The sequence below is a fragment of the Streptomyces sp. RLA123 genome, assembly GCF_056270165.1.
Window position 1 is genome coordinate 6,046,131 of record NZ_JBWDOR010000003.1, and the last position, 23,525, is coordinate 6,069,655.

The window sequence follows — 23,525 nt, forward strand, 5'->3', positions numbered from 1 at the left end:
TTGGTACGGGCATCAGGGCACGGGCGGGGCGGGCGGTTCACGGCGCGCCCGGAGGGACGAAGGGGAGACCGGGCGGGGGCCCGGATTCGATGAGGCGGAGCAGGGCGTCGGTGTCGGCGTGCTCCTCGACGAGGTCGCCGAGACGGTCGAGCTGCTCCTCGCGCAGCGCCGCGAACGCCGTGTCCGGTGCCGGGACGAAACGGCGTCCGGCCGCGTCGGCGACGCGGCGCAGGAAGGCGCGGCGGAAGCCGTCGCTCTCCAGGGAGCCGTGCCAGTGGGTACCCCAGACGGAGCCGGTGCGGCAGCCGTCGAGAAACGGTTCGTCGCCGCCGCGGACGTCGGCGACGCCGTGGTGGATCTCGTACCCCTCGACGGTCTCGCCCCAGGCCGTGCCGGACGGCCGGGCCAGGGTCTTGCCGGGCGCGAAGCGCACCCGTACCGGCAGCAGGCCGAGGCCCGGTACGAGGCCGGCCCGCGACTCGACCGGGTCGTCGATCGACTCGGCCAGCATCTGGAAGCCGCCGCAGATCCCGAGGACCGGGCGGCCCTGCGCCGCGCGCCGCACGATGGCGTCGGCCAGTCCGCGCCGGCGCAGCCATTCCAGCGCCTTGACGGTCCCCCGGGTGCCGGGCAGGACGACGAGGTCGGCGTCCGCGAGCTCCTCGGGCCGGTCGACGAAGCGCACGAGGACGCCGGGTTCGGCCGCGAGGGCGTCGACGTCGGTGAAGTTGGACATCAGGGGGACCGCGGCGACGGCGACCCGCAGCACGTCCTCGCCGTGCGGCGGTGCCGTGTCCGACTCCCGCACGGTGCCGCGCAGCGACATGCGCAGCCCGTCCTCCTCGTCGATCCCGAGGCCGTGCCGGAACGGCAGGACACCGTAGAAGCGGCGTCCGGTCAGACCGCGCAGCATCTCCAGCCCGGGTTCCAGCAGCGAGACGTCGCCGCGGAACTTGTTGACGAGGTAGCCGCAGACCAGCTCCTGGTCCTCGGGGCTCAGCAGCGCGGTCGTGCCGAAGAAGGACGCGAAGACCCCGCCCCGGTCGATGTCGCCGACGACGACCACCGGCAGCCGCGCCGCCCTGGCCAGGCCCATGTTGACGATGTCGCCGTGCCGCAGGTTGATCTCGGCGGGGCTGCCCGCGCCCTCGCAGATGACGGCGTCGTGGCGGGAGCGGAGCTCCTCCAGGCAGGCGGTGACGGTCTCCAGCAGTTCCGAGCGGCGCCCGTTGTGGTAGCCGCGTGCGCTCATCTCGCCCACCGGGCGGCCCATCAGCACGACCTGGCTCGTGCGGTCGCCGCCCGGTTTGAGCAGCACGGGGTTCATCAGCGCGGAGGGCTCCACGCGCGCGGCCTGAGCCTGCATGGCCTGCGCGCGGCCGATCTCGGCGCCCTCGCGCGTCACATACGAGTTCAGCGACATGTTCTGCGCCTTGAACGGGGCCACGGACACGCCCCGGCGGGCCAGCCAGCGGCAGATGCCGGCGGTGACGACGCTCTTGCCCGCGTCCGAGGTGGTGCCGGCCACCAACAGCGCTCCGCCGCTCATGCGTTCCCCCTCCGGACCGGCCGGTGCGAGGTCCACCGGTGCCAGGCCAGCCGGCCCCCGGCCGTGGCCACCAGGGCCAGCGCGCTCACCCGCCGCGACAGCCGCACCGCCCGCTCGATGTCCGCCACCTCCACCGTCCGGTTGCCGGCGCCGAGTACGGGCCGGTGCTCGATCCGGCCCCCGTACGTCAGCGTCCCCCCGAGCCGTACGCTCAAAGCCCCCGCGAACGAAGCCTCCACGGGCCCGGCGTTGGGGCTCGGGTGCCGGCCGCCGTCCGCGTGCCAGGCGCGCCACGCGCCGCGCCGGTCGGGGCCCGCCAGTACGGTGAGCGCGGCGGTCAGCCGGGCACCGGGGAAACCGGCCACGTCGTCAAGCCGGGCGGACGCCCAGCCGAACCGGCGGAAGCGCGGCGACCTGTGACCGACCATCGCGTCGAGGGTGTTGACCGCGCGGAAGCCCACGAGCCCCGGCACGCCGCCCAACGCGCCCCACACCAGGGCGCCGACGACGGCGTCGGAGGTGTTCTCGGCGACCGACTCGACGACCGCCCGGGCCATCTGCCGCTCGTCCAGGGCCTGCGGGTCCCGCCCGCACAAGTGGGGCAGCCGGGCCCGCGCCGCCGCGGTGTCCCCGGCGGCCAGGGCGGCGCCGATCGTCCGTGCCTCACGCGCCAGCGACGTACCGCCGAGCACCGCCCACGTCGAGGCGGCGGTCAACGCCACGGACGCGGCGGGGGAGCGGCGTACGGCGCGTGCGGCCCCCGCGGCCCCCGCGGCGGCCGCCGCGGCGCCCCCGGCGCACAACGCGGTGTAGAGGGCGCCCCGGCCGCGGTGGTCCTGCCACAACGCGCGCTCCAGTGCGCCTGCCGCGCGCCCGAAGGCGGCCACCGGATGCCCGCGTCGCGGGTCGGCGAGGGCGAGATCGGCCAGCCAGCCGAGAGCCGCCCCGGCGGCGAAGACCGACGGCGCGGCAGAGCCGGCGTCGGGTGTACGGCGACTGCCGCCCATCGCAGGTGTCCTCACTCAGGGTCCGCGCCCTGGCTCGACGTGACCGGCGGTGAGAGTCTCCTGGCTCCCGGATCGGCGGCACCCCCGGCCTTCCAGCCCGTGGTACGGGCCGTGGCCGCTGGTGGAGGCGCGCTCCCCGGTGACAGTGGCGGGACCGCGCCGGATTTTCACCGGACTTCCTCTCCTGCCGCCGTGTGGCGGTTCCGATACCACCACGCTCCGCTCCGGCCCGTCAACTCGTCCCGAAGCGGCCCGGAAAGGCGGAAACCCCAGCTCACGACCGGAAGGGCCGGGAGCTGAGGCCGAGTTCGCACCGCGTTCCGGGGCGTCAGGAGACGATCAGGAAGATCCCGTACGCCACGGCCGCCGCGCACAGCGCGAAGCACGCGTACGCGCCCGCGCGCGACACGGCGCCCTGACCGCCCCCGGCCGCGGCCGGCCGGGACAGGCCGACGATGCCGAGGGTGAAGAGGCCGACGAGGCCGACGGTGACGGCGAGACTGACGCCGAAGACGGAGCCGAGGGCCGCCCAGTCGATGTGCATGCTGCTGTGTCCTTCCGGGACCGGTGGGGCGGTGCCCGCCGTCAGGCGGTGGCCTTGGCGTGGCCGGTGTCGGCGGGCGGGCCGGCCGGGGTGAGGGCGCCCGCGGGCGGCGGCATCACGGCGGCGACGGCCGCGGTGACAATGCCCGACTGCCCGGCGTCCGTGTCCGCGCCGTCGTCGTTGACGTTGGTGTGGTCGACCGGCCTGCGGCGCGCGGCCACCCAGATCGCGGCGCACACGGCGAGCCCCAGCACGGCGACCGCGGTGACGCCGGCGTCACCCTGGTCCGCCAGGAGCGCGGCGCCGGCCGCGACCAGGCCGGCGGCCGGCAGGGTCAGCGCCCATGCGGCGGCCATGCGGCCCGCGGTGCTCCAGCGCACGACGCCGCCCCTGCGGCCCAGACCGGCGCCCATCACGGAACCGGAGCAGACCTGCGTGGTGGACAGGGAGAAGCCGAGGTGGGAGGAGGCCAGGATGACCGCCGCGGCGCCGGTCTGGGCGGCGAAGCCCTGCGGCGGCTGGATGTCGGTGATGCCCTTGCCCATGGTGCGGATGATCCGCCAGCCGCCGATGAACGTGCCGAGCGCGATGGCCAGGCCCGCCGAGACGATGACCCACAGCGGCGGGTCGGAGTCCGGGGCGACGACGTTGCCGGCGATGAGGGCGAGGGTGATGACGCCCATGGTCTTCTGGGCGTCGTTCGTGCCGTGCGCGAGGGAGACCAGGCCCGCCGAGGCGATCTGGCCGGCCCGGTAGCCCTTGGCGGTCGCGGCCGGGTCGCTGCCGCGGCTGATGCGGTAGGTCAGGCGGGTCGCCAGCAGTGCGGCGACCCCGGCGACGACCGGCGCGCAGACGGCCGGGACGAGCACCTTCATGACGACCGCGTCGCCGTTGACCGCCCCGAACCCCGCCGACGCGACGGAGGCGCCGATCAGACCGCCGAACAGGGCGTGCGAAGAACTGGAGGGGAGCCCCGCCAGCCAGGTCAGCAGATTCCAGACGATGGCGCCGACCAGCCCGGCGAAGATGACCTCGGGCTTGATCCCCGCGGTCTCGTCGAGGATCCCTCCGGAGATCGTCTTGGCGACTTCCACCGACAGGAACGCCCCGACCAGGTTCAGGACGGCGGACATCGCCACCGCCGTCCGGGGGCCCAGTGCGCCAGTGGAGATGGTGGTGGCCATCGCATTGGCGGTGTCGTGGAAACCGTTCGTGAAGTCGAACACGAGTGCGGTGATAATCACGATTCCGATCAGGAGCGTGATGTGTTCCATGTACCCAGGCATTCGTTCGATCCGACAGTGGCGGTGGCGACCGTACGGAGTCCGGGTGAACGGAAAGTTAACGATGGGAATCCTGGGGGTGCTGGGTTCCCCGGTCCCCGCGCGGCCGCTACTGACGCCCCGAAATCCGGTCGGCCGCCCGGGCGAGGGCGTCCGTCTCCGTACTGCGGCCGGACTGTTCGCGCCGGTCGGCGGCGCGGTAGGCCGCGTAGAGGCCGCGCACGCCGATCCAGCGGAACGGTTCGGGCTCCCAGCGGCGGACGCGGTGGTGCACCCAGGGCAGGGCCGTCAGCTCCGTGCCGTGGCCCTGTCCGGAGTCGAGCTGCACCAGGTCCCGCAGTGTGCGGGCCGCCAGGTTCGCCGTGGCCACACCGCTGCCGACATAGCCGCCCGCCCAGCCGAGCCCCGTCGAACGGTCCAGCTCCACCGTCGCGCACCAGTCGCGCGGCACGCCCAGCACGCCCGACCACGCGTGGTCGATCCCGACGCGTCCCGCTGCGGGGAAGAAGCGCACCAGGACCTCGCGCAGCGCCTCGACCGTCTCCGGCCGGGTGCGCCCGTCGTCGTCGGTGCGCGAGCCGAAGCGGTACGGCACCCCGCGGCCGCCGAGGGCGATCCGGTCGTCGGCCGTGCGCTGGGCGTACATATAGGCGTGCGCCATGTCGCCCAGGGTCTCGCGGCCCTCCCAGCCGATGGTGTCCCACACCTCGGCGGGCAGCGGCTCGGTCACGATCATCGAGGAGTTCATCGGCAGCCAGGACCGCTTGTGGCCCTTGATCGCGGCCGTGAAGCCCTCCGTGCAGCGCAGCACATAGGGGGCGCGCACGCTTCCGTACGGCGTCAGTGCGTGCTTGGGCCTGATCTCCGTCACCGGCGTGGACTCGTGGACCACCACACCGAGCGCCTCCACCGCCCGCGCCAGGCCCTGCACCAGCTTGGCCGGGTGGACGCGGGCGCCGTGCGGCGTCCACGTGCCGCCCGCCGTGTCCGCGACCCGCACCCGCCGGGCGGACTCGGCGGCGCCCAGCAGCAGCCGGTCCTTCTCCCCGAAGGCGACCTCCGCCTCGTGGAAGGCCCGCAGGCGCGCGAGTTGGGCGGGGGAGTGGGCGACCTCCAGGACGCCGCCCTTGTGGACGTCCGCGTCGATGCCCTCCTCCGCCGCGACCCGGATCACCTCGTCCACCGTCTCGTTCATCGCCCGCTGCAGCGCGATCGCGGAGTCCCGCCCGTGCAGGGCGGCGTAGCGGTCGCGGCCGGCGATGCCGTTGTAGAGCCAGCCCCCGTTGCGGCCGGAGGCGCCGTAGCCGCAGAAGCGCTGCTCCAGGACGACGATCCGCAGGAAGGGCACGGCCTTCTTCAGGTAGTACGCGGTCCACAGGCCGGTGTAGCCGCCGCCCACGATGCACACGTCGGCGGTCGTGTCGCCCGGCAGCGGCTCGCGCGGCACGGGGAGGCCCGACTTCGCGTACCAGAAGGAGATGCCGCCGTTGACGGTGGTCATGGTGCCCCTGCAATTCGTGAGGGTGATCGGTCTGATGGTGTGCCGGGACGCTACTGTGCCCCGGGAGTGTGCGGCAACGCCCGACCTGTCAGGATCAGCGCCCGGAGGTGGCACGGATGTCGGTGCAGGACACGGTGGGCAAGGCCTGGTCGGAACTGGTGGACACGGCCTGCCGCTCGGTCACCGACGGACTGGTGGTCGGCACGTCAGGGAACGTCTCTGTCCGGGCGGGCGGCGACCTCGTCCTCGTCACCCCCAGCGGGGTGCCCTATCACCGCCTCGGCCCCGACGACACCGTCGGCGTCGGCCTCGACGGCCGGCAGGTTCTCGGCACGCTGCGGCCGACCAGTGAACTCTCCATGCACCTGGCGATCTACCGGAACACCGACGCCGGCGCCGTCGTCCACACCCACGCCGTGCACGCCACCGCCGTCTCCACGCTGCTGTACGAGCTGCCCGCCATCCACTACATGGCCGCCGCGCTCGGCGGGCGCATCCGGGTCGCCGACTACGCCACCTACGGCAGCGAGGAACTGGCTGCCAACGTGCTGCGCGCGCTGCGCGACCGCACCGGCTGCCTGCTGCGCAACCACGGCACCATCGTCTACGGCGACGACCTGGAGCAGGCCTACGACCGCACCGCGCAGCTGGAGTGGATGTGCCAGGTCTGGCTCGCCGCCCGCTCCGTCGCCGGTTTCTCGCCGTCCCTGCTGTCGAAGATCGAACTTGCCAGGGTCGCCGAGAAACTGCGCCAGTACGGGCAGCCCGGCGCGGGGGACGAGCCGACCCCGGACGACCTGCCCGGCGCCGGCGGCGGGCAGGTCGTCCCGGAGTAGCTCCCCGGACGGCGCCCAGCACTGGCCGCGCCGCACGCCCGCCCCGACACTGGAACGGATGCGCCTCACGACCGCCGCGGCCCTGGCCGCCACGACAGCGTTCGGTGCCGGTGCGGCCGCGGTGGCGGCCGGACGGCACGTGTCGGAGCTTGCCCTGAAGCCGCGTACCGACGGCCCCGACCCCGAGTCGCTGACCGTGCACTCGGCGACCGACCGCGAGGTCACCCTCAGCAGGACCCTCGGCGCCACCCGGCGCGGGATCCACGGCGTCATCGGCCGCGACGTGCACGCCACCGTCGGCGACGTCCTGTCCACCGCTCCCGGCTCGGTGACCCGGCGCCTGCTGCGGGTCGGGCAGGGTGCCCTGACCGCCGGGCAGCGGGTCCGGCTCACCCCGCAGGTGTACGACGGCGATCCCGCCTCGGCGCTCGGCCTGGCGTACCGCGACGTCGAGATCCCCGGCGAACTCGGCCGGATGCCCGCGTGGTTCGTCGACGGCGCCCGTGACACCTGGGTCGTCCTCGTGCACGGTCTCGGCACCACCCGCGAACACGCCATGGTCGTGCTGCCCACACTGCACGCCCTGCGGCTGCCGGCGCTGGTCCTCGCCTACCGCAACGACCAGGGGGCGCCGCGCTCCCCGGACGGCATCGGGCACCTCGGCGACTCCGAATGGCGCGACCTGGACGCCGCCATGCGCTGGGCGGTCCGGCACGGCGCGCGCCGCCTGGTGCTCTACGGCTGGTCCGCCGGCGCCACGATGGCACTCCGGGCGGCGTGCGCCTCCCCGCTGCGGGCCCTGGTGGCCGGCATGGTGCTGGACTCCCCGGTGCTGAACTGGCAGCGCACGGTCCGCGCCGCCGCGGCCGCCCGGGGTACGCCGCGCGTCCTGCTGCCGCTCGGCGTGCGCGCCGCCGAGGGCCGGACCGGCCTGCACGCGGAACGTATCGCCGAGGCCGCCGCGCCCGGCCGGCTCGGCGTGCCGACGCTGATCTTCCACGGTCCCGGCGACACCCTCGCGCCCTGGGGCCCGTCCCGCGAACTGGCCCGCCTCCGGCCGGATCTGGTCATGCTGTACCCGGTGGACGACGCCTCGCACGCGGCGATGTGGAACGCGAACCCGCAACCCTACGAGGAGGCCGTCCGCCGCTTCCTCACCCCCCTCCTGTAGCCTCCTCGTTTTCTCTCGTGCGAGAGTGGATAAATGGGTATATCCACTGGCAATTCGCAGGCCTTCGGGTGGCGAGGGGGGACGCTCGTTTGGGTTTCCGGGTGCTCACCCGCAAGACTGCTCCCGTGACGTCCCGTATCCCGCGAGACACTCCGCTGCGTCTCGTTCCGCGCAGGCCCCTGGCCGCCGCGCGCCGTGTCGCCGCGACGCGCCGAAACCGCCCGCCGAGGCCGCCGGAGGGCATCCCGGCGCTGCCGGAGCTGGCCAGGAAGGCACGCACCGAGCTCGCCGACGCGGTCCGGCTGGCCCACTGGGCCGACCCCGCGGTCGGCGCCGCCCCCGGCACGGCCGGAATACTGCGGGACGCCGATGTCCGACGGGCCGTCGCCGCACTGGCCTTGACGGTCCATCAGGTCCGCGCGGCCTGGGACCGGGCCCGGCTGGCGGGCCTCATCGAACTCCACAAGGGCGGTGCCGCGCGCCCCGGATGGCGGCTGCGCGCCTGGGACCGCGACGACACCGCCGTACTGCGCGGCTGGGTCGCGCTCTTCGACGCCTGGTCGCTGGCGCACCCCGCGGCGCTCGATCCGGCGTGCGCCGGCGCCGACCCCGCGCTCGTCGCCGAAGTCGTCGAAGCCGCCCCCCAGTTGCTCTCCCTCCTGCACCTCTCCTCGGGGCCGGTCGCCGTGGCGGCCCTGCTCGACCTGCTGCGCCAGCGGGTCGACGAGCTGCGCGCGGAGCGTCACGAGCCCCCGGCCGGCGGCGGCCGTGACGACCTGCCCCCTCTCCTGGACTGGACCCTGGACGCGCTGGCCCGCGTCGGCGCCCTGGAGCCCCGCGACCCGGCCCGCCCCGGCGAGGTCACCATCACCGCGCTCGGCAGCTGGGCGGTGTGGGTCAAGCTGGAGCAGATCTGCGTCGCCGCCCAGGGTCCGGCCGGGCACTTCGAGCACTCCGCCGAGGAGATGCTCAAGGCGTGCATCGGCATGGCCCCGGGCGCGGCCCGCGACGAGTACAAGGCCTGGCTCGCCGCCCGCCCGGTCGCCCAGGCCGTCGCCGAGTTCCTGGACGTGGCCCGCGGCGACGACGCCCTGCTGCGCGGGCTCGCCTTCGAGGCGCTGCGTGTCGTCGGCGGCGCTGCCGAGCCCGCTGTCCGGCACGTCGTGGACGAGCCGGGGCTGCGCCCCTACGCCCTCATGTGGCTCGCCGAGCACGAGGGCGCCGACCCCGAGGACGCCGCGGCGCTGCTCACCCGCGAGGAGGCCATCTGGCTGTGGGTGGACACCGCGGCGGCCGTCGCCGACCACGGTGAGAGCCATCTGCTGGTGGGCCACCTCGACGCCGCCCTCGAGGGTTCGGTCTCCCGCCTGCTCGACGAACTCCGCGTCGCCGGGCACCCGCGCACCGTCCAGGTGCTCGTCGCCCTCGCCGCCGCCCACCCGGACCCCGCGGTCGCCAAGGCGATGCGCAGGGCCGCCTTCCAGGTCCACACCGGCGGGGAGTGACGCCCGGCGCCGGCCCGGTCACCCCCGGGCCGGTATCCGCGGCGCGTAGGTGCCGAAGGACCAGAGATTGCCCTCGGGGTCGCGGGCGGTGTAGTCCCGCGACCCGTAGTCCTGGTCGGTGAGCGGCAGTACGACCTCCGCTCCCGCCGCGACCGCCCGTGCGTGGTGGGCGTCGGTGTCGGCGACCACCACGTACACCGACGCCGTGCCGAGGTCCCCGGCGACCCGGCTGAACGGGGTGTCCGACCGCGCGCTGCCCAGCATCACCAGTCCGTCGCCGTAGGCCAGTTCGGCGTGCTGCACGGTGCCGTCCGCGCCCTCGTGCACGGCGACCTCTGTGAAGCCGAAGGCGTCCTCGAGGAAGGCGATGGCGGCCCTCGCGTCCTTGTAGCGCAGCGTCGGGCAGATTGCGGGCGCGGTTTTGTTGCCTGCCATGGCGATCACTCTCCCCTTCCGGAACGTGTCCCACCGGTGTGACGTGAATCTCAGTGTGGCAGGCGGGTCCGACAACGGCCCTCGCGTGCGCGCCCCCGGCCCGTGCCACCGGGTACGACGGAGCGGCCCGGCGGCACCGGCCGGACGACCGCTCAGCGGAAGGTGTCGCAGTCGTTCAGGTTCCCCGAGCGCAGACCCGTGCCGAACCACTGCTGCCGCTGCGCCGAGGAGCCGTGCGTCCAGGAGTCGGGGTCGACCCGGCCCTGCACCCGGGACTGGATCGCGTCGTCCCCGACCGCCGCGGCCGCGTCCAGACCCTGCCGGATGTCGCCGTCGGTCAGCCCCGTGATCGGCGCGCTGCCCGTGGTCGCGTCGCGCGTGGTGGTGGCGTGGTGCGCCCACACGCCCGCGTAGCAGTCCGCCTGGAGCTCCACCCGCACCGAGTTGCTGTTCGCGCCCGTACGGCGGTCCTGCGTCGAGGCGAGGGTGCCCGCCAGGTCCTGCGCATGGTGCCCGTACTCGTGGGCGACGACGTAACTCTCCGCGAAGGGGCCGCCCTCGGCTCCGAAGCGGCGGCTGAGCGTGGCGAAGAAGTCCAGGTCCAGATAGACCTTGCGGTCCTCGGGGCAGTAGAAGGGCCCCGACGAGGGGTCGGCGACCCCGCAGCCCGTACGGACCGGCTGGTCGAAGAAGACCGTCGGCGCGGGCCGGTACACCGCGCCCCGGCGCCGGAACTCGGCCGTCCAGTAGTCCTGCACATTGTTGATCACGGCGACCATGCGGCAGTCCTGCCGGGTGTTGGCGTCCGCCCCCGTCCGGCAGCCCGCGGCGAGGTTCGGCCCCGAGGTGGCCCCCGGCGCGCGGGCCGGCGGGTCGTCGGAGAGCCCGAGCGGGTCCGGGCTGATCCCGAGGATCAGCCCCACGACGACCACGAGCAGCCCCGCGATCCCGCCGCCCACCATCCGTCCGCGCCCACCGCCGGACGAGCCGCCCCGCTGGTCCTCGACCTCGGAGGTGTCGAGCGGCGCGTCGTCGTCGAACTGCATGGCCCCGCCACTGCCGCGGCCCCGCGCTGCGCAGGAGCGGCTTCCGGCGCCGGCGGCCGAAAACCGTTTGCCGGGCCACTGCGGCGCCCCCGGTAGACTGGAGGCATGGCAGTACTCCAAGCGCATTAGACGGCCGTCGCTCACCGCGACCCTCCGCCCGCACGTCGCCCGTCACCCACCACCCACGACGCGCTGGCGCGGCACGTCAGACAGCCGTCCGCCACGCCCAGGAGCCTTTCCCGTGATCACTGCCACTGGCATCGAGCTGCGCGCCGGAGCCCGCGTCCTCATCGAGTCCGCATCCTTCCGTATCGCCCGCGGCGACCGCGTCGGCCTGGTCGGCCGCAACGGCGCCGGCAAGACCACCCTCACCAAGGTGCTCGCCGGCGAGGGCATGCCCGCCGGCGGCACCGTCACCCGCGCCGGTGAGGTCGGCTACCTGCCGCAGGACCCGCGCACCGGAGACCTGGACGTCCTCGCCCGCGACCGCATCCTGTCCGCCCGCGGACTGGACACGGTGCTGCGCAAGATGCGCGAGAACGAGGAGCGGATGGCCACCGGCCAGGGCGCCACCCGGGACAACGCGATGAAGAAGTACGCGCGGCTGGAGACCGAGTTCCTCACCAAGGGCGGCTACGCAGCCGAGGCCGAGGCCGCCACCATCGCCGCCGCCCTGAGCCTGCCCGACCGTGTGCTGGCCCAGCCGCTGCACACCCTCTCCGGCGGTCAGCGGCGCCGTGTGGAGCTGGCCCGCATCCTCTTCTCCGACGCGGACACCCTTCTGCTGGACGAGCCGACCAACCACCTCGACGCCGACTCGATCCTGTGGCTGCGGGACTTCCTTAAGACCTACCGCGGCGGCTTCGTCGTCATCTCCCACGACATCAACCTGGTCGAGACGGTCGTCAACAAGGTCTTCTACCTGGACGCCAACCGCTCCCAGATCGACGTCTACAACATGGGCTGGAAGCAGTACCTCACCCAGCGCGAGGCCGACGAGAAGCGCCGCAAGCGCGAGCGCGCCAACGCCGAGAAGAAGGCCGCGACCCTCAACGCCCAGGCCGACAAGATGCGTGCCAAGGCGACCAAGACCGTCGCGGCCCAGAACATGGCGCGCCGCGCCGACAAGCTGCTGTCCGGACTGGAAGCGGTGCGGCAGTCCGACAAGGTCGCCAAGCTGCGCTTCCCGGACCCCGCGCCCTGCGGCAAGACCCCGCTCACGGCCACCGGCCTGTCGAAGTCGTACGGCTCCCTGGAGATCTTCACCGACGTCGACCTGGCCATCGACAGGGGCTCCCGGGTCGTCATCCTCGGCCTCAACGGCGCGGGCAAGACCACCCTGCTGCGGCTGCTGGCGGGCACGGAGCAGCCCGACACCGGCGAGGTCGTCCCCGGCCACGGCCTGAAGCTCGGCTACTACGCCCAGGAGCACGAGACCCTCGACCCGGACCGCACCGTGCTGGAGAACATGCGCTCCGCCGCGCCCGACATGGACCTGGTCGCCGTCCGCAAGATCCTCGGCTCGTTCCTCTTCTCCGGCGACGACGCCGACAAGCCCGCGGGCGTCCTGTCCGGCGGCGAGAAGACCCGTCTCGCGCTCGCCACCCTCGTCGTCTCCAGCGCCAATGTGCTGCTGCTCGACGAGCCCACCAACAACCTCGACCCGGCCAGCCGCGAGGAGATCCTCGGCGCGCTGCGCACCTTCGCCGGTGCCGTCGTCCTCGTCACCCACGACGAGGGCGCCGTGGAGGCGCTCCAGCCGGAGCGGATCATCCTCCTGCCCGACGGCGTCGAGGACCTGTGGGGCAAGGACTACGTGGACCTGGTGTCCCTCGCCTGACCCGCCGGCGCGGCTCCGGGGAGCCGTCCGGGGGCCCGTCGACGCGCGGCTGATCATCCGTGTGGATCAATCCACTGGATCATTCGGCCGACGGGTGATCCTTCATCTGTGTGAGTCCGGCTCGTACTCCGGCGCGCCAACGTGCGATCCGTCGAACGGTGGAGTCGATCAGCCGCGTCACATGGGGAAACTCCTTACCGACCTTGGTGACCTGCCCTTTCTCGGGCGGCTTCGGGAGGGCCGCGCGGACCGCGCGGCGGAATGCCCGATTTCGCCTCCTGGGACGCCCGCCTCCCACGTCAACAGGGCTCCCAATGTTGTTGCACGGACCTTGCCGAATGGGTGGCCAGGAAGTCTCCTAGGGGTGATCATGAGAGTCACAGAGCGCACTTCCCTAGAGGAGGCACGGGTGGCCGAGACTCTGAAGAAGGGCAGCCGGGTGACCGGCGCCGCGCGCGAGAAGCTCGCGGCAGACCTCAAGAAGAAGTACGACGGCGGGGCAAGCATCCGAGCGCTGGCCGAGGAAACCGGCCGCTCCTATGGCTTCGTCCACCGCATGCTCAGTGAGTCCGGCGTGACCCTGCGTGGTCGCGGCGGAGCCACACGGGGCAAGAAGGTTTCCACCGCCTGACAGGTGTCGGCGCCTGGCACGGCGATATGCAGTGGTCCGGAGACATGACAGGGCCACCCGGTCACGGAAATGACCGACCGGGTGGTTACTCTTCGGTAATCAAGTCTGCGGATCGCTCGGAGGTGCCCGATGTCTGACCCCACAGTGCTGCTTGAGCGCGACGGTGTACGGCTCACGGCGGACGACAGTGTCGCCACCGTGACGTTGTGCAACCCGGCCAAGCGGAACGCCCAGTCGCCCGCTTTGTGGCGGGCACTGGAGGAAGCGGGCCGGCTTCTGCCGGGCAGTGTGCGGGTGGTCGTGCTCCGCGCGGAAGGCGTGTCCTTCTCCGCGGGACTCGACCGACAGGCTTTCACGCCGGAGGGATTCGACGGCGAGCCGTCGTTCATCGATCTCGCCCGTGCGTCCGAGGGCGAACTCGAAGCCACGATCGCCGAGTACCAGTCGGCGTTCACCTGGTGGCGGCGCAATGACATCGTCACGATCGCCGTCGTCCAGGGGCACGCGATCGGTGCCGGCTTCCAGTTGGCTCTCGCGTGCGATCTGCGCGTCGTCGCCGACGACGTGCAGTTCGCCATGCGCGAGACCGGCTTGGGCCTGGTCCCCGACCTGGGCGGCACCAAGCCGTTGACCGAACTCGTCGGCTACGCACGGGCCCTGGAGATCTGCGCCACCGGTCGCTTCGTCCACGCCGAGGAGGCCGTGCGCACCGGCCTGGCCAACATCGCCGTCACGGCCGACGCCCTCGACGCCACCGTCCAGGACCTCGCCGCCGCCCTGCTGGCCGCGCCCCGCGACGCCGTGATCGAGACCAAGGCTCTGCTCCGCCAGGCTTCCGGCCGCACCTACGAGGAGCAGCGCACCGCCGAACGGGCCGCGCAGGGCCGCCGGCTGCGAGACCTCGCGGGCGTCGGGGATTGACATCCTCTCCCCCCTTGGGGGGAGATTCCCGCCTACCGCGCTGGTGAAGGCTGCGGTGTCGGGTGGGTTCCTGTTTCGCTGCGCGGTGCCGGGACGGGTCCCGGTCTTATCTGCGCTCCACAGGCTGTCACCGCCAGTCCGGCGGCCTTGGCGACGTTGACCGCCGCGTTGATGTCCCGGTCCAGGACGGCCCCGCACGCCTGGCACGTCCACACACGGATGTGCAGCGGCTTGGGGCCGTCCTTCACGCCGCACTGCGAGCACACCTGGCTGGTGGGTTCGAAGCGGCCGATCCGGATGAGTTCCCGCCCGTACCGGGCGGCCTTGTACTCCAGCATGGCCACGAACGCCGACCATCCGGCATCGTGGACGGACTTGGCCAGGCGCGTGCGGGCGAGTCCCTTCACCGCCAGGTCCTCCACCGCGACCGCTTGGTTCTCGCGGATCAGCCTCGTGGAGGGCCGGTGAGGGAACTCGCGGCGCGCGTCCGCGACCCGGGCGTGCGCCCCCGCGACACGAACCCTGGCCCTGTCCCGGTTCCTGGAACCCTTCTCCTTACGGGACAGGACACGCTGCGCCTTCTTCAGCCGCTTCTCCGCCCGGCGCGGGAACCGGGGGTTGTCGATCTTCGTGCCGTCGGACAGGACCGCGAAGTGCCCCAGCCCGAGGTCGATGCCCACCGCGGGCGTTGTCTGCGGCAGCACATCGTCCGGGCCGGTCTCGACGACGAAAGAGGCGAGGTCAGAACGGGCCAAGGATTCGCTTCACCACCGGGCTGAATCCCGATGCACTGCGAATAGACCCGGTAGCGGCCGGACCCGGTCACCGGCGCGCCCCCGGCAGTCCGCCGCAGGGCGCGATGTCGGTGACCACGACGGTGGTGACGCCCCCTGTCACGGCCGTCACCGCCGTGGCGACCGCACGCGCGACGTCCCGTGCGCGATGTCCCGCGCCGACCGCGACCTGCACCCTGGCGGGGTGGGCCTGCCCGCCCAGCCGCGCGGTGAGCCGGGCGACCCCGGGCACCGCGGCGGCCGCCCTTCGTGCCGTGGTGCTTCCCGGTGCCGTGGCGTCGACCGTCGTGGCGTCCGCCGTCGTGTCGTCCGCCTCGGCGGAGGAAGCGGCCGAAGGCGCCGACACCGCTTCCTGCCCGGCCGGTTGGGGTGCGTCGGAGTCCAGCAGCCCGCTGACGGTCAGATCGACCGCCGCGGGTTCCAGCCCGACGCCGTGCTCCGCGGCCTCCCACAGCGCGTCACGCAACCGCCGCACCGAATCCGGCAGGGGCAGTTCGAGTGTGGCCTCGAACACGGCCTCGATCCGCAGCGGCAGCCGTGCCAGCGCGCCCGGTGGCGCCGACTCCGGTACGGGCGCCGCCGCTTGGGCCGGTCCCGCGGCACCGATGCGCAGCCGCCCGAGCCGTACCCCCGGTACCCGCGCGGCCGCCGCCCGCAGCACCGCCGCCGCTGCGCTCTCGGTGACCCACAGTGTGTCCCCGGCGTCCCCCAGCGGCAGGACCCGGCCGAGCCCGAGTTGCCGGCGCACCGCCTGCGCCAGCCGGTCCGCGGTCATCGGCCCTCGCCTCCCTCCACCCCAGGGCGTACGCCGGTGCGCCGCCGTCCTCGCCCGGTCGCCGCATCCTCACGGCGTGACGGGGCATGCCCACATAGTGTGGTGCACGGAGCAGCCCGAACCGCTCCCGCCATCGGAAGGTCGAAGGGACGAGGTGGGATGACCGAGACCGTGCAGCAGGGCGAGGGCAGGGGAAGGACACTGGAGAAGGGCACCAGCCCGGGCACTTCGGCGACCGGCCGCAAGGTGCCGCTCGGCGACCCCGCGACCCGCGGCCGGACCACGATCGCGGACGGGGTGGTGGAGAAGATCGCCGGTCTCGCGGCCCGCGACGTGGAAGGCGTGCACGCTCTCGGCGCCGGGATCCCGCGCGGCTTCGGCGCGGTGCGCGACCGGGTGCCCGTAGGAAAGTCCGGCACCCGCGGGGTGCGGGCGGAGGTCGGCGAGGTGCAGGCCGCGCTCGACCTCGACATCGTCGTCGACTACGGCGTGTCCATCGTGCTGGTCGCCCACGCCGTCCGGGAGAACGTGATCGTCGCCGTCGAGCGGATGACCGGCCTGGAGGTCGTCGAGGTCAACATCGCCGTAGGGGACGTCAAACTGCCCGACGACACGGACGACGACGACCAGGAGCAGCGGGTCCAGTGACATCGGCGCCGGACAACGGCCGCAGCACAGGGAGCGGACCATGAACATGGCCCTGATCGGACTGATCGTCGGGATGGCGCTCGGCTTCGCCGGGTACTTCGGCGGCTTCGCCGCCTTCCTGCTGGTGGCGGCGCTCGGCGCCGTCGGGTTTTTGGTCGGCCGGTACTTCGACGGCGACCTGGAGCCCGGTGAGTTCTTCCGTACCCGCGACCGGCGGCGGTGAGGCGGCCTCATGACGACCGCGGAGCCGGCCCGGACGTCCGCCGTTCCGCTCCTCGCCCCCGCCGAGCGCGGCTCGTTGCGCATCGCCGACCGCGTCCCGGCGAAGATCGCCGCGCAGGCCGCCCGCGAGACGCTCGCCGGCGCGCCCGGCCAGGAGCACGTGCCGCGCGGCGCGTTCCCGCGGGCCAGTGTCTCCGTCCACCGCGACCGGATGCATGTGCGCCTGTCCGTCGAACTCGGCTACCCGGTCGACATCGCCGCGGTGAGCCGTGCGGTGCGGCGCCATGTCGCGGAACGGGCCGAGGAGTTGACCGGGATCGTGGTCCAGGGGGTGGTCGTGGAGGTGGAACGGCTGCACTCGCAGCCCTCGCACGCGGCCGAGGAGGGCAGGGTGCGATGAGTGACACCGCGCGGACGCGCGAGCCCGAGGCGGTCGTGGCGGCGTCCCCCCGGGTACGGCGCTTCTGGTCCCCGCGCCGCGTGCCCGCCGCCGTCATCGCGTTCGTGGTGCTGGCGCTCGCCGGTGTGCTGCTCTACGACGTCGCCGCGGTCCGCGCCGGACGGTCCGCCATGGCCTGGCGCAAGTGGCTCGCGGACGACCTCGCCGCCCGCCCCGTCGACGATCCGTGGATCCTCGCCGCAGGCTCCGTCGCGGTCGTTCTCGGGCTGTGGCTGATCGTGCTCGCCACGACGCCGGGGATGCGCGACGTGCTGCCGATGCGCCCCGGAACGGCCGGTGTCCGGGCCGGAATCGACCGGCACGCGGCCGAACTCGCCCTGCGGGACCGCGCGGTGGAGGTGCCTGGGGTGCGATTCGCCCAGGTCGCCGTGGGCCGCCGGGCGGCGGCCGTCCGGGCCGAAGTGGCCTTCCGGGAGACCGCGGAGGTGCGGGCCGACCTGGAGACCGCTCTCGCCGCGGCCCTCGACGAGCTGGGGCTGCACCGCCCGCTCGCGCTGTCGCTGCACGTACGCCGCATGGAAACGGGGTGAGCGCGGTGCGCTCCACGGTCAACCGCGTCCTGCTCGCCCTCGCCGGCCTGGTGCTGCTCCTCGCGGGAGTCACCGTGCTGGGCGCCGGGGCCGGCCTGCTGGACCGGCCCTGGACGGGTCCTCACGACGTCCTGCTCGCCGCGGGCGACCGCGCCCGGTACGCCGGCACCTCCTGGTGGTGGCCGGTCGTCCTGACGGCCCTGTCGCTGATCGTGCTCGCCGCGCTGTGGTGGCTGCTCGCCCAGCCGCGGGAGCGACGGCTGCGTCGGCTCGCCGTCGACGCGGACGACGAGGGCGGGGCGGTCCTGCGCGGCCGCGCCCTGGAGGAGGTCATCGCCGCGGACGCCGCCGAACTGCCGGGCGTCGACCACGCCGTCGCCACCATCGCCGGTACCCCCACCGCCCCAACGGCCCGTCTCCTGCTCGCCCTCGCCCCTCACGCCGTCCCCGGCGCCGTGCTGGCCGAGCTCGACGGTGCGGTCCTGCGCCGGGCGCGCACCTCGGCCGGACTGCCCGCCCTGCCCGCCGAGGCCCGGCTGCGCGCCGTCAGCCACCGCGCCACCCGGGTCAGCTGAACCACCGGGGGCCGTCGCTCAGTACTCGCCACGGGCGCCGCCGTCGACCGGCACCATCAGCCCCGTCAGGTACGAGGCAGCGGGCGACATCAAGAACGCGGCCGTGCGGCCGAACTCCTCAGGGGTGCCGTAGCGCCGCAGGGCGATGCGCTCGCTCAGGCGGGCGCGGGCGGCCCCGGGATCGTCGGTGAGGGCGTCGAGTTCGCGGACCCGGTCGGTGTCGATCCGCGCGGGGAGCAGCCCCACGACGCGGATGCCGCGCGGGCCGAGCTGGTTGGCGAGGTCCTTGGCGTGGCCCGCCAGGCCCGGCCGCAGGCCGTTGGAGATCGCCAGGCCCGGAATCGGCTCGTACACGGACCCGGAGAGCACGAAGCCGATCACCCCGCCCTCGCCCAGCTCCTCCGCGGCCGCGCGCGCCAGCCGCACCGCGCCCAGGTAGACCGACTCGAAGGCCGTGCGCCACTGGTCGTCGCCGATGACGTCCGCGGTGCCCGCGGCCGGCCCGCCGACGCTGATCAGCATCCCGTCCAGTCGCCCGAAGTCGCGCCGCGCCGCCGTGATCAGCCGCTCCGGCGCCTGCGGGTCGGCGTTGTCGGCGATGACCCCGATCGCGTTCCCGAAGCCGCCCAGTGCCGCGACGGCGTCCGCCACCGGCTTCTCGCCGCGACCGCTCACGACCACCTTCGCGCCGTCCGCGACCAGTTCGCGGGCGGCGGCGAAGCCCAGCCCGCGGCTGGCGCCGGTGACGATGTACACCCGATCCCTCAGCCCAAGGTCCATGATCGCTATCGTGCCCCTTCCGTACCGGACAGCGTGAGTGCCGTGTTGACGAGCCCGATGTGGCTGAACGCCTGTGGGAAATTGCCCAGTTGGCGTTTCCCCACCGGGTCCCACTCCTCCGCGAGCAGGCCCACGTCGTTGCACAGCCCCAGCAGCCGCTCGAAGAGTGCGCGGGCCTCGTCGCGGCGGCCCGTGCGGTGCAGGGCGTCCGCGAGCCAGAACGAGCAGGCCAGGAAGGCGCCCTCACTGCCGGGCAGACCGTCCACACTGCTCTCCTCCAGGGTGTAGCGGCGGACGAAGCCGCCGTGGTCCAGCTCCGTGCGCACGGCCTCGACGGTGCCGATCACCCGGTGGTCGGTCACCGGGAGGAAACCCACCTGGGGGATGAGCAGGGTCGCGGCGTCCAGTTCCTGCGAGCCGTAGTACTGCGTGAAGGTGTTGCGCTCCCTGTCGAAGCCCTTGCGGCACACCTCACGGTGCACCTCGTCGCGCATCGCACGCCAGGCCGCCGCATTGCCGGACAGCTGCGGCCGGACCTCCAGCGTGCGGACCGCACGGTCGGCCGCCACCCAGGCCATCACCTTGGAGTGGACGAAGTGCTGCCGCTCGCCCCGCACCTCCCACAGACCCTCGTCGGGCCGGCGCCACGCCGACTCCAGGAAGTTCATCAGCGCGTGCTGCACCGCCCAGGCGTGCGGCTCGTCCTGCATGCCGCGGGTGCGGGCGAGGAAGAGCGAGTCCAGGACCTCGCCGTAGACGTCCAGTTGCAACTGCGTCGCGGCGGCGTTGCCGACGCGCACCGGCAGCGACGCCTCGTAGCCGTCCAGCCACCCCAGTTCCTGCTCGGGCAGCCGCCGTTCGCCCGCGATCCCGTACATGATCTGCAGATCCGCGGGGTCGCCGGCGACGGCGCGCAGCAGCCAGTCGCGCCAGCGGTACGCCTCCTTGAGGTAGCCGGTGGCGACCAGCACATTGAGGGTCAGCGTCGCGTCGCGCAGCCAGCAGAAGCGGTAGTCCCAGTTGCGCACGCCCCGGATCTCCTCGGGCAGCGAGGTCGTGGCCGCCGCGACGATGCCGCCGCTGGGTGCGTACGTCAGCGCCTTGAGGGTGATCAGCGAGCGCAGCACGGCATCCCGCCAGGGGCCGTCGTACCGGCACTGGGCCGACCAGGTCTCCCAGTCCCGCACACTCTGCCGCAGCGCCTCGTAGGGGTCGATCGCCCGGGGCCGCCGCTCGTGCGAGGAGTGCCAGGTGAGGGTGAAGGCGAACTGCTCGCCCGGGGAGACGGCGAAGTCCGCGTGGGTCGCGAAGTTCCTGCCGTACATGTGGACCGGCGGCTCGCTGCGCAGCCACACCGAGTCGGGGCCGGCGATGGCGATCCGGTGCCCTTCGCTGCGGCGCATCCACGGCACGACGTGCCCGTAGTCGAAGCGCAGTCGCAATTCACTGGTCATGGGGACGCTGCCGGACACGCCCTCGACGATGCGGATCACATCGGGCGCACGGTCCCGCTGCGGCATGAAGTCGATCACCTTGGCGGTGCCGGAAGGGGTCTCCCAGACACTTTCGAGCACCAGGGTGTCGCCCTGGTAGGCGCGACGTGTGCAGGGCTCGTCGGAGGGCGCGGACGCGGGGGCGATGCGCCAGTTGCCGTTGTCGTGGCCGCCGAGGAGGGCGGCGAAGCAGGCGCCGGAGTCGAAGCGGGGCAGGCAGAGCCAGTCGATGGAGCCGTTCTTGCCGACCAGTGCGACCGTCTGCAGGTCGCCGATGATCGCGTAGTCCTCGATAGGTCCCGCCACGGTTCCGCCTCCGCGCTCGGCCCCCCTTAGAGAGTGCCCCGCGGCCTACGGGGACGCGACCGCAGCGACGGCCTGGCCGGGCGTGTCCCCTTCCGGGGAGTCGCCGGCGGATTCCGCGCCGGGCCCCTCCCCGGGGCCGCCCGCGACCTCTTGGACGGTCTCCTGCGCCGCGAGCCGCTCCTTGCGCTCCCGGCGCACCAGGATGACCCAGCCGACCGGCACCATGGCGGTGAACAGCCACCACTGGATGGCGTAGCCCATGTGCATGCCGATGCTGCTGTGGTCCGGCTCCGGAATCAGCTCCGGCTGGTGCCCCGCGGGCTTCGGCGAGGTGGCGGACAGCTCCATGTAACCGCCTACCGGCTTCTCGCCGGCCGGCAGGTCCTTGGCGACCAGCCCGCTGTTGATCAGCATGATCATGCGGTCGGGGAGTCCGCCCTTGTTCCTGATCCCGGTCTCGGAGGTGGTCTCGTCGGGGCGAAGCCGTCCCGTGACGCTGACCTCACCGGAGGGCGCGGCGGGGATCCTCGGGAGCTTCGTGAGGTTGCCGCCGGCCGCGATCCAGCCCCGGTTGACCAGCACCGCGCGGCCGTCGGCCATGACCAGGGGGGTGATGACGTGGTACCCGATGCTGTCCCCGTCGGCGGCGGTGCGCTGGCGGGCGACGACCTCGTGAGCGGTGTCGTAGCGGCCGGTCGCGGTGACCGTCCGGTAGATGTCCTTCTTCGGGACGACCGCCCCCGGGCCGGTCAGCGACTCCACGGCGAGGGGGGCCGCCTTGAGGTTGTGCGAGATCAGGTGGTTGTTCGCCACCCGGCGCTCGTGCCGGTGCAACTGCCAGAAGCCCAGCCGCACCATGGTGGGCATCATCAGCAGTCCGACGAGGGTGAGGATCACCCACTGGCGGGACAACAGGAAGCGGTACACCCCATGACCGTACAACTCGGTCGTGGGGCGCTTTCCGCAGGGGTCGGACGCCGCGGCGCCCTCGCCCGTGGCCGCCCGCCGGCCGCCATCAGTTACGGGAGGCGGCAGACCCGACACGGTCGACGATGCCGGTACGGCCCTCGGCCTTGGCGCAGTGCCCGCCGCAGTACCAGTGGCCGTCCACCTCCACGCCGTGGCCGACGATCCGGACACGGCAGTGTTCGCAGATGGGGGCCATCCGGTGGATGGCGCACTCGAAGCTGTCGAAGACGTGCACGGCCCCCTGGGCGTGCACCTCGAAGCTCATGACGTAGTCGTTGCCGCAGACTTCACATCGGGCCATGAGGCCCAGAGTGCGGGTGGGGCGGGGGAGCGGCAATCGCAGGGCGGGTGCGTCGGCCCGGCACCACCCGAACGGCTGCCGCGGGCGGCCTCAGCCGTGCACGTCGGGCGCCGGGGCGACGTCCCTGAGCAGTTCGGCGAAGCGCCGCTCGTCGATGACGGGGGTGCCCATCTGCTGGGCCCGCACCGTCTTGCCGGTCGGCGAACCCGGGTCGTTGGCGACCAGCACGCTGGTGAGCCTGCTGACGCTGGACGACACGTGCAGTCCGGCCTCGGTCGCCCGGTCCTCCAGTAGTTCGCGGTCGACGTTCGTGTCCCCCGAAAAGGCGACCCGCATCCCCTGGATCAGCGGGCCGTCCTGCTCCAGCCGCCCGGGATTTGGGTAGGGGCAGGCGGGCCGCCTCCGGCTGGTCCGCCAGCTCATGGGCCGGTACGTGGAGCGGTAACCGGCGGCCACCGACCGCGGTTCGGCGGCGGTGTCGATCCACTCAGTGAGCGGGCGGCAGGCGTGCAGCGGCAGCCGCAGGCCCCCGGCCGCCGCCTGGTGCAGGCTGGGGCGGAAGACCTCGGCCAGGACGCGGGCGTCGTCCAGGGCGTGGTGGGCGCGCTGCTGCACGACGCCGTAGTGCGCGGCCAGCGACACCAGTTTGTGGTTGGGCAGCGGCAGGCCCAGCTCCTTGGACAGCACAATGGTGCACAGCCGGTGCTCCACCGGCGCGATGGTCCGGGCGCGGGCGAACTCCCTGGACAGCATCGACCAGTCGAAGACCGCGTTGTGGGCGACGAAGACGCGCCCCGCCAGCCGGGCGGCGAGTTCCTCCGCGATCTCGCCGAACAGGGGAGCGTCGGCCAGCATGTCGGAGGTCAGGCCGTGGATCCACACCGGGCCCGGGTCCCGCTGCGGGTTGACGGGGGAGTACCAGTGGTCCTGCACCTCGCCGCGCGCGTCCAGCCGGTAGACGGCGGCGGAGACTATCCGGTCGTCGCGGCCGAGCCCGGTGGTCTCGACGTCCACGACGGCGTACCCGTCGGGGTAGGCCTCGGGCCACGGTGGCTGCGGAAGCTGGGACGCGTGCATGGTGGAACACAATACGGGCGGCCACCGACAGTCCTGACCGGCCCCGTCCGGTCCCGCCCCGGTCAATGGCGGCAGGACGGGCCGGAAGCGGGCCCCGCTGCGGGCGTATGTCGGGTGTCCCCGGGGCGATCGCGCCGGTGGGGGCGCGACTCCGCCCGGAACTGACGGATCATCAGTTCGTGTGCTGGGTGCCGCGCAATCCAACGGCACGGCAGGCCTGTTGGGACGGGCAGCCTCATGCCGTCGCGGGCCGAGGTGCGGGAGACCGGCGGCCCGGGACAATACCGATGGGTAACGACATCTGTTCGCCGGGCGCCGGGCGGCCC

Annotated in this window: 24 protein-coding genes, 1 pseudogene and 1 riboswitch; of the genes and pseudogenes, 11 read left to right on the top strand and 14 right to left on the bottom strand. The window is 73.4% G+C overall.

What is annotated here, in order from left to right; translation table 11 throughout:
• Nucleotides 1–37: 37 nt before the first annotated feature.
• From RV983_RS27575 to RV983_RS27595, 5 genes are all read right to left on the bottom strand, one after another.
• Nucleotides 38–1,549, bottom strand: a complete 1,512-nt coding sequence (locus RV983_RS27575; RefSeq protein WP_475988417.1) for a cobyric acid synthase — start codon at nt 1,547–1,549, stop codon at nt 38–40.
• Complete coding sequence (locus tag RV983_RS27580; protein ID WP_475988418.1) at nt 1,546–2,556, bottom strand: cobalamin biosynthesis protein; 1,011 nt, start codon at nt 2,554–2,556, stop codon at nt 1,546–1,548. The genes RV983_RS27575 and RV983_RS27580 overlap by 4 nt, the downstream gene beginning before the upstream one ends.
• A gap of 54 nt (nt 2,557–2,610) precedes the next feature.
• A riboswitch (cobalamin riboswitch) is annotated at nt 2,611–2,737 on the bottom strand.
• Between the two features lie 147 nt (nt 2,738–2,884).
• On the bottom strand, nt 2,885–3,100 hold the full coding sequence (locus RV983_RS27585; protein WP_475988419.1) for a hypothetical protein: 216 nt from the start codon (nt 3,098–3,100) through the stop codon (nt 2,885–2,887).
• 41 nt (nt 3,101–3,141) lie between these two features.
• Entirely contained in the window at nt 3,142–4,374 is a 1,233-nt protein-coding gene (locus tag RV983_RS27590) for an inorganic phosphate transporter (protein WP_475988420.1), read from the bottom strand.
• Between the two features lie 118 nt (nt 4,375–4,492).
• On the bottom strand, nt 4,493–5,884 hold the full coding sequence (locus RV983_RS27595; RefSeq protein ID WP_475988421.1) for an NAD(P)/FAD-dependent oxidoreductase: 1,392 nt from the start codon (nt 5,882–5,884) through the stop codon (nt 4,493–4,495).
• A 116-nt stretch (nt 5,885–6,000) separates the two neighbouring features.
• On the opposite strand from RV983_RS27595, the gene RV983_RS27600 reads away from it, so the two are divergent.
• The 3 genes from RV983_RS27600 (at nt 6,001) to RV983_RS27610 (ending at nt 9,396) form a co-directional block, all read left to right on the top strand.
• On the top strand, nt 6,001–6,720 hold the full coding sequence (locus tag RV983_RS27600) for a class II aldolase/adducin family protein (protein ID WP_475988422.1): 720 nt from the start codon (nt 6,001–6,003) through the stop codon (nt 6,718–6,720).
• A gap of 58 nt (nt 6,721–6,778) precedes the next feature.
• Nucleotides 6,779–7,891, top strand: coding sequence for an alpha/beta hydrolase (locus tag RV983_RS27605; RefSeq protein WP_475988423.1), 1,113 nt, complete (start codon nt 6,779–6,781; stop codon nt 7,889–7,891).
• Between the two features lie 125 nt (nt 7,892–8,016).
• Nucleotides 8,017–9,396: a hypothetical protein gene (locus RV983_RS27610; RefSeq protein WP_475988424.1), complete on the top strand. Its 1,380-nt coding sequence runs from the start codon at nt 8,017–8,019 to the stop codon at nt 9,394–9,396.
• A gap of 18 nt (nt 9,397–9,414) precedes the next feature.
• Here RV983_RS27610 and RV983_RS27615 read toward each other — a convergent pair whose 3' ends face one another.
• Nucleotides 9,415–9,831: a VOC family protein gene (locus RV983_RS27615; protein ID WP_475988425.1), complete on the bottom strand. Its 417-nt coding sequence runs from the start codon at nt 9,829–9,831 to the stop codon at nt 9,415–9,417.
• A 152-nt stretch (nt 9,832–9,983) separates the two neighbouring features.
• Nucleotides 9,984–10,877, bottom strand: coding sequence for a KPN_02809 family neutral zinc metallopeptidase (gene ypfJ, locus RV983_RS27620; RefSeq protein ID WP_475988426.1), 894 nt, complete (start codon nt 10,875–10,877; stop codon nt 9,984–9,986).
• A 241-nt stretch (nt 10,878–11,118) separates the two neighbouring features.
• Here ypfJ and RV983_RS27625 point away from each other — a divergent pair, with 241 nt between their 5' ends.
• The 3 genes from RV983_RS27625 (at nt 11,119) to RV983_RS27635 (ending at nt 14,269) form a co-directional block, all read left to right on the top strand.
• A complete protein-coding gene (locus RV983_RS27625; protein WP_475988427.1) occupies nt 11,119–12,717 on the top strand; it encodes an ABC-F family ATP-binding cassette domain-containing protein in 1,599 nt (532 codons plus the stop codon).
• Nucleotides 12,718–13,126: 409 nt separating this feature from the next.
• A complete protein-coding gene (locus RV983_RS27630) occupies nt 13,127–13,348 on the top strand; it encodes a helix-turn-helix domain-containing protein (protein ID WP_018560612.1) in 222 nt (73 codons plus the stop codon).
• A 129-nt stretch (nt 13,349–13,477) separates the two neighbouring features.
• Nucleotides 13,478–14,269: an enoyl-CoA hydratase/isomerase family protein gene (locus tag RV983_RS27635; RefSeq protein ID WP_475988428.1), complete on the top strand. Its 792-nt coding sequence runs from the start codon at nt 13,478–13,480 to the stop codon at nt 14,267–14,269.
• A 32-nt stretch (nt 14,270–14,301) separates the two neighbouring features.
• Here RV983_RS27635 and RV983_RS27640 read toward each other — a convergent pair.
• Both RV983_RS27640 and RV983_RS27645 read right to left on the bottom strand, forming a co-directional pair.
• A pseudogene (locus tag RV983_RS27640) lies at nt 14,302–15,006 on the bottom strand (RNA-guided endonuclease TnpB family protein); the annotation flags it as partial.
• An 85-nt stretch (nt 15,007–15,091) separates the two neighbouring features.
• Nucleotides 15,092–15,838: a hypothetical protein gene (locus tag RV983_RS27645; RefSeq protein WP_475988429.1), complete on the bottom strand. Its 747-nt coding sequence runs from the start codon at nt 15,836–15,838 to the stop codon at nt 15,092–15,094.
• 159 nt (nt 15,839–15,997) lie between these two features.
• Between RV983_RS27645 and RV983_RS27650 the strand changes: the two genes are divergently transcribed.
• The 5 genes from RV983_RS27650 to RV983_RS27670 are packed head-to-tail and all read left to right on the top strand — an operon-like array spanning nt 15,998 to nt 18,273.
• A complete protein-coding gene (locus RV983_RS27650; RefSeq protein WP_475988430.1) occupies nt 15,998–16,486 on the top strand; it encodes an Asp23/Gls24 family envelope stress response protein in 489 nt (162 codons plus the stop codon).
• A 40-nt stretch (nt 16,487–16,526) separates the two neighbouring features.
• Nucleotides 16,527–16,709 (top strand): hypothetical protein, encoded by a 183-nt coding sequence (locus RV983_RS27655; protein WP_475988431.1) that lies wholly within the window; start codon nt 16,527–16,529, stop codon nt 16,707–16,709.
• Nucleotides 16,710–16,718: 9 nt separating this feature from the next.
• Nucleotides 16,719–17,108, top strand: a complete 390-nt coding sequence (locus RV983_RS27660; RefSeq protein WP_475988432.1) for an Asp23/Gls24 family envelope stress response protein — start codon at nt 16,719–16,721, stop codon at nt 17,106–17,108.
• Complete coding sequence (locus RV983_RS27665) at nt 17,105–17,698, top strand: DUF6286 domain-containing protein (RefSeq protein WP_475988433.1); 594 nt, start codon at nt 17,105–17,107, stop codon at nt 17,696–17,698. Before RV983_RS27660 ends, RV983_RS27665 begins: the two co-directional genes overlap by 4 nt.
• Complete coding sequence (locus RV983_RS27670) at nt 17,695–18,273, top strand: alkaline shock response membrane anchor protein AmaP (protein ID WP_475988434.1); 579 nt, start codon at nt 17,695–17,697, stop codon at nt 18,271–18,273. The genes RV983_RS27665 and RV983_RS27670 overlap by 4 nt, the downstream gene beginning before the upstream one ends.
• 18 nt (nt 18,274–18,291) lie before the next feature.
• Here RV983_RS27670 and RV983_RS27675 read toward each other — a convergent pair whose 3' ends face one another.
• From RV983_RS27675 to RV983_RS27695, 5 genes are all read right to left on the bottom strand, one after another.
• Nucleotides 18,292–19,053, bottom strand: a complete 762-nt coding sequence (locus RV983_RS27675; RefSeq protein WP_475988435.1) for an SDR family oxidoreductase — start codon at nt 19,051–19,053, stop codon at nt 18,292–18,294.
• Nucleotides 19,054–19,058: 5 nt separating this feature from the next.
• Entirely contained in the window at nt 19,059–20,852 is a 1,794-nt protein-coding gene (locus RV983_RS27680) for a glycoside hydrolase family 15 protein (protein WP_475988436.1), read from the bottom strand.
• A 45-nt stretch (nt 20,853–20,897) separates the two neighbouring features.
• Nucleotides 20,898–21,779, bottom strand: coding sequence for an SURF1 family cytochrome oxidase biogenesis protein (locus tag RV983_RS27685; RefSeq protein ID WP_475988437.1), 882 nt, complete (start codon nt 21,777–21,779; stop codon nt 20,898–20,900).
• Nucleotides 21,780–21,867: 88 nt separating this feature from the next.
• Entirely contained in the window at nt 21,868–22,122 is a 255-nt protein-coding gene (locus RV983_RS27690) for a hypothetical protein (protein WP_384284525.1), read from the bottom strand.
• Between the two features lie 90 nt (nt 22,123–22,212).
• On the bottom strand, nt 22,213–23,199 hold the full coding sequence (locus RV983_RS27695; protein ID WP_475988438.1) for a DEDDh family exonuclease: 987 nt from the start codon (nt 23,197–23,199) through the stop codon (nt 22,213–22,215).
• Nucleotides 23,200–23,525: the final 326 nt, after the last annotated feature.

Bases quoted from the DNA above. Each gene is read 5' to 3' on its own strand.
- RV983_RS27660 (WP_475988432.1), top strand. From the start codon at position 16,719: ATGACGACCGCGGAGCCGGCCCGGACGTCCGCCGTTCCGCTCCTCGCC.
- RV983_RS27590 (WP_475988420.1), bottom strand. From the start codon at position 4,374: ATGGAACACATCACGCTCCTGATCGGAATCGTGATTATCACCGCACTC.
- RV983_RS27600 (WP_475988422.1), top strand. From the start codon at position 6,001: ATGTCGGTGCAGGACACGGTGGGCAAGGCCTGGTCGGAACTGGTGGAC.
- RV983_RS27575 (WP_475988417.1), bottom strand. From the start codon at position 1,549: ATGAGCGGCGGAGCGCTGTTGGTGGCCGGCACCACCTCGGACGCGGGC.
- RV983_RS27585 (WP_475988419.1), bottom strand. From the start codon at position 3,100: ATGCACATCGACTGGGCGGCCCTCGGCTCCGTCTTCGGCGTCAGTCTC.
- ypfJ (WP_475988426.1), bottom strand. From the start codon at position 10,877: ATGCAGTTCGACGACGACGCGCCGCTCGACACCTCCGAGGTCGAGGAC.
- RV983_RS27675 (WP_475988435.1), bottom strand. From the start codon at position 19,053: ATGGACCTTGGGCTGAGGGATCGGGTGTACATCGTCACCGGCGCCAGC.
- RV983_RS27615 (WP_475988425.1), bottom strand. From the start codon at position 9,831: ATGGCAGGCAACAAAACCGCGCCCGCAATCTGCCCGACGCTGCGCTAC.
- RV983_RS27595 (WP_475988421.1), bottom strand. From the start codon at position 5,884: ATGACCACCGTCAACGGCGGCATCTCCTTCTGGTACGCGAAGTCGGGC.
- RV983_RS27645 (WP_475988429.1), bottom strand. From the start codon at position 15,838: ATGACCGCGGACCGGCTGGCGCAGGCGGTGCGCCGGCAACTCGGGCTC.
- RV983_RS27650 (WP_475988430.1), top strand. From the start codon at position 15,998: ATGACCGAGACCGTGCAGCAGGGCGAGGGCAGGGGAAGGACACTGGAG.
- RV983_RS27665 (WP_475988433.1), top strand. From the start codon at position 17,105: ATGAGTGACACCGCGCGGACGCGCGAGCCCGAGGCGGTCGTGGCGGCG.
- RV983_RS27580 (WP_475988418.1), bottom strand. From the start codon at position 2,556: ATGGGCGGCAGTCGCCGTACACCCGACGCCGGCTCTGCCGCGCCGTCG.
- RV983_RS27695 (WP_475988438.1), bottom strand. From the start codon at position 23,199: ATGCACGCGTCCCAGCTTCCGCAGCCACCGTGGCCCGAGGCCTACCCC.
- RV983_RS27655 (WP_475988431.1), top strand. From the start codon at position 16,527: ATGAACATGGCCCTGATCGGACTGATCGTCGGGATGGCGCTCGGCTTC.
- RV983_RS27635 (WP_475988428.1), top strand. From the start codon at position 13,478: ATGTCTGACCCCACAGTGCTGCTTGAGCGCGACGGTGTACGGCTCACG.
- RV983_RS27690 (WP_384284525.1), bottom strand. From the start codon at position 22,122: ATGGCCCGATGTGAAGTCTGCGGCAACGACTACGTCATGAGCTTCGAG.
- RV983_RS27605 (WP_475988423.1), top strand. From the start codon at position 6,779: ATGCGCCTCACGACCGCCGCGGCCCTGGCCGCCACGACAGCGTTCGGT.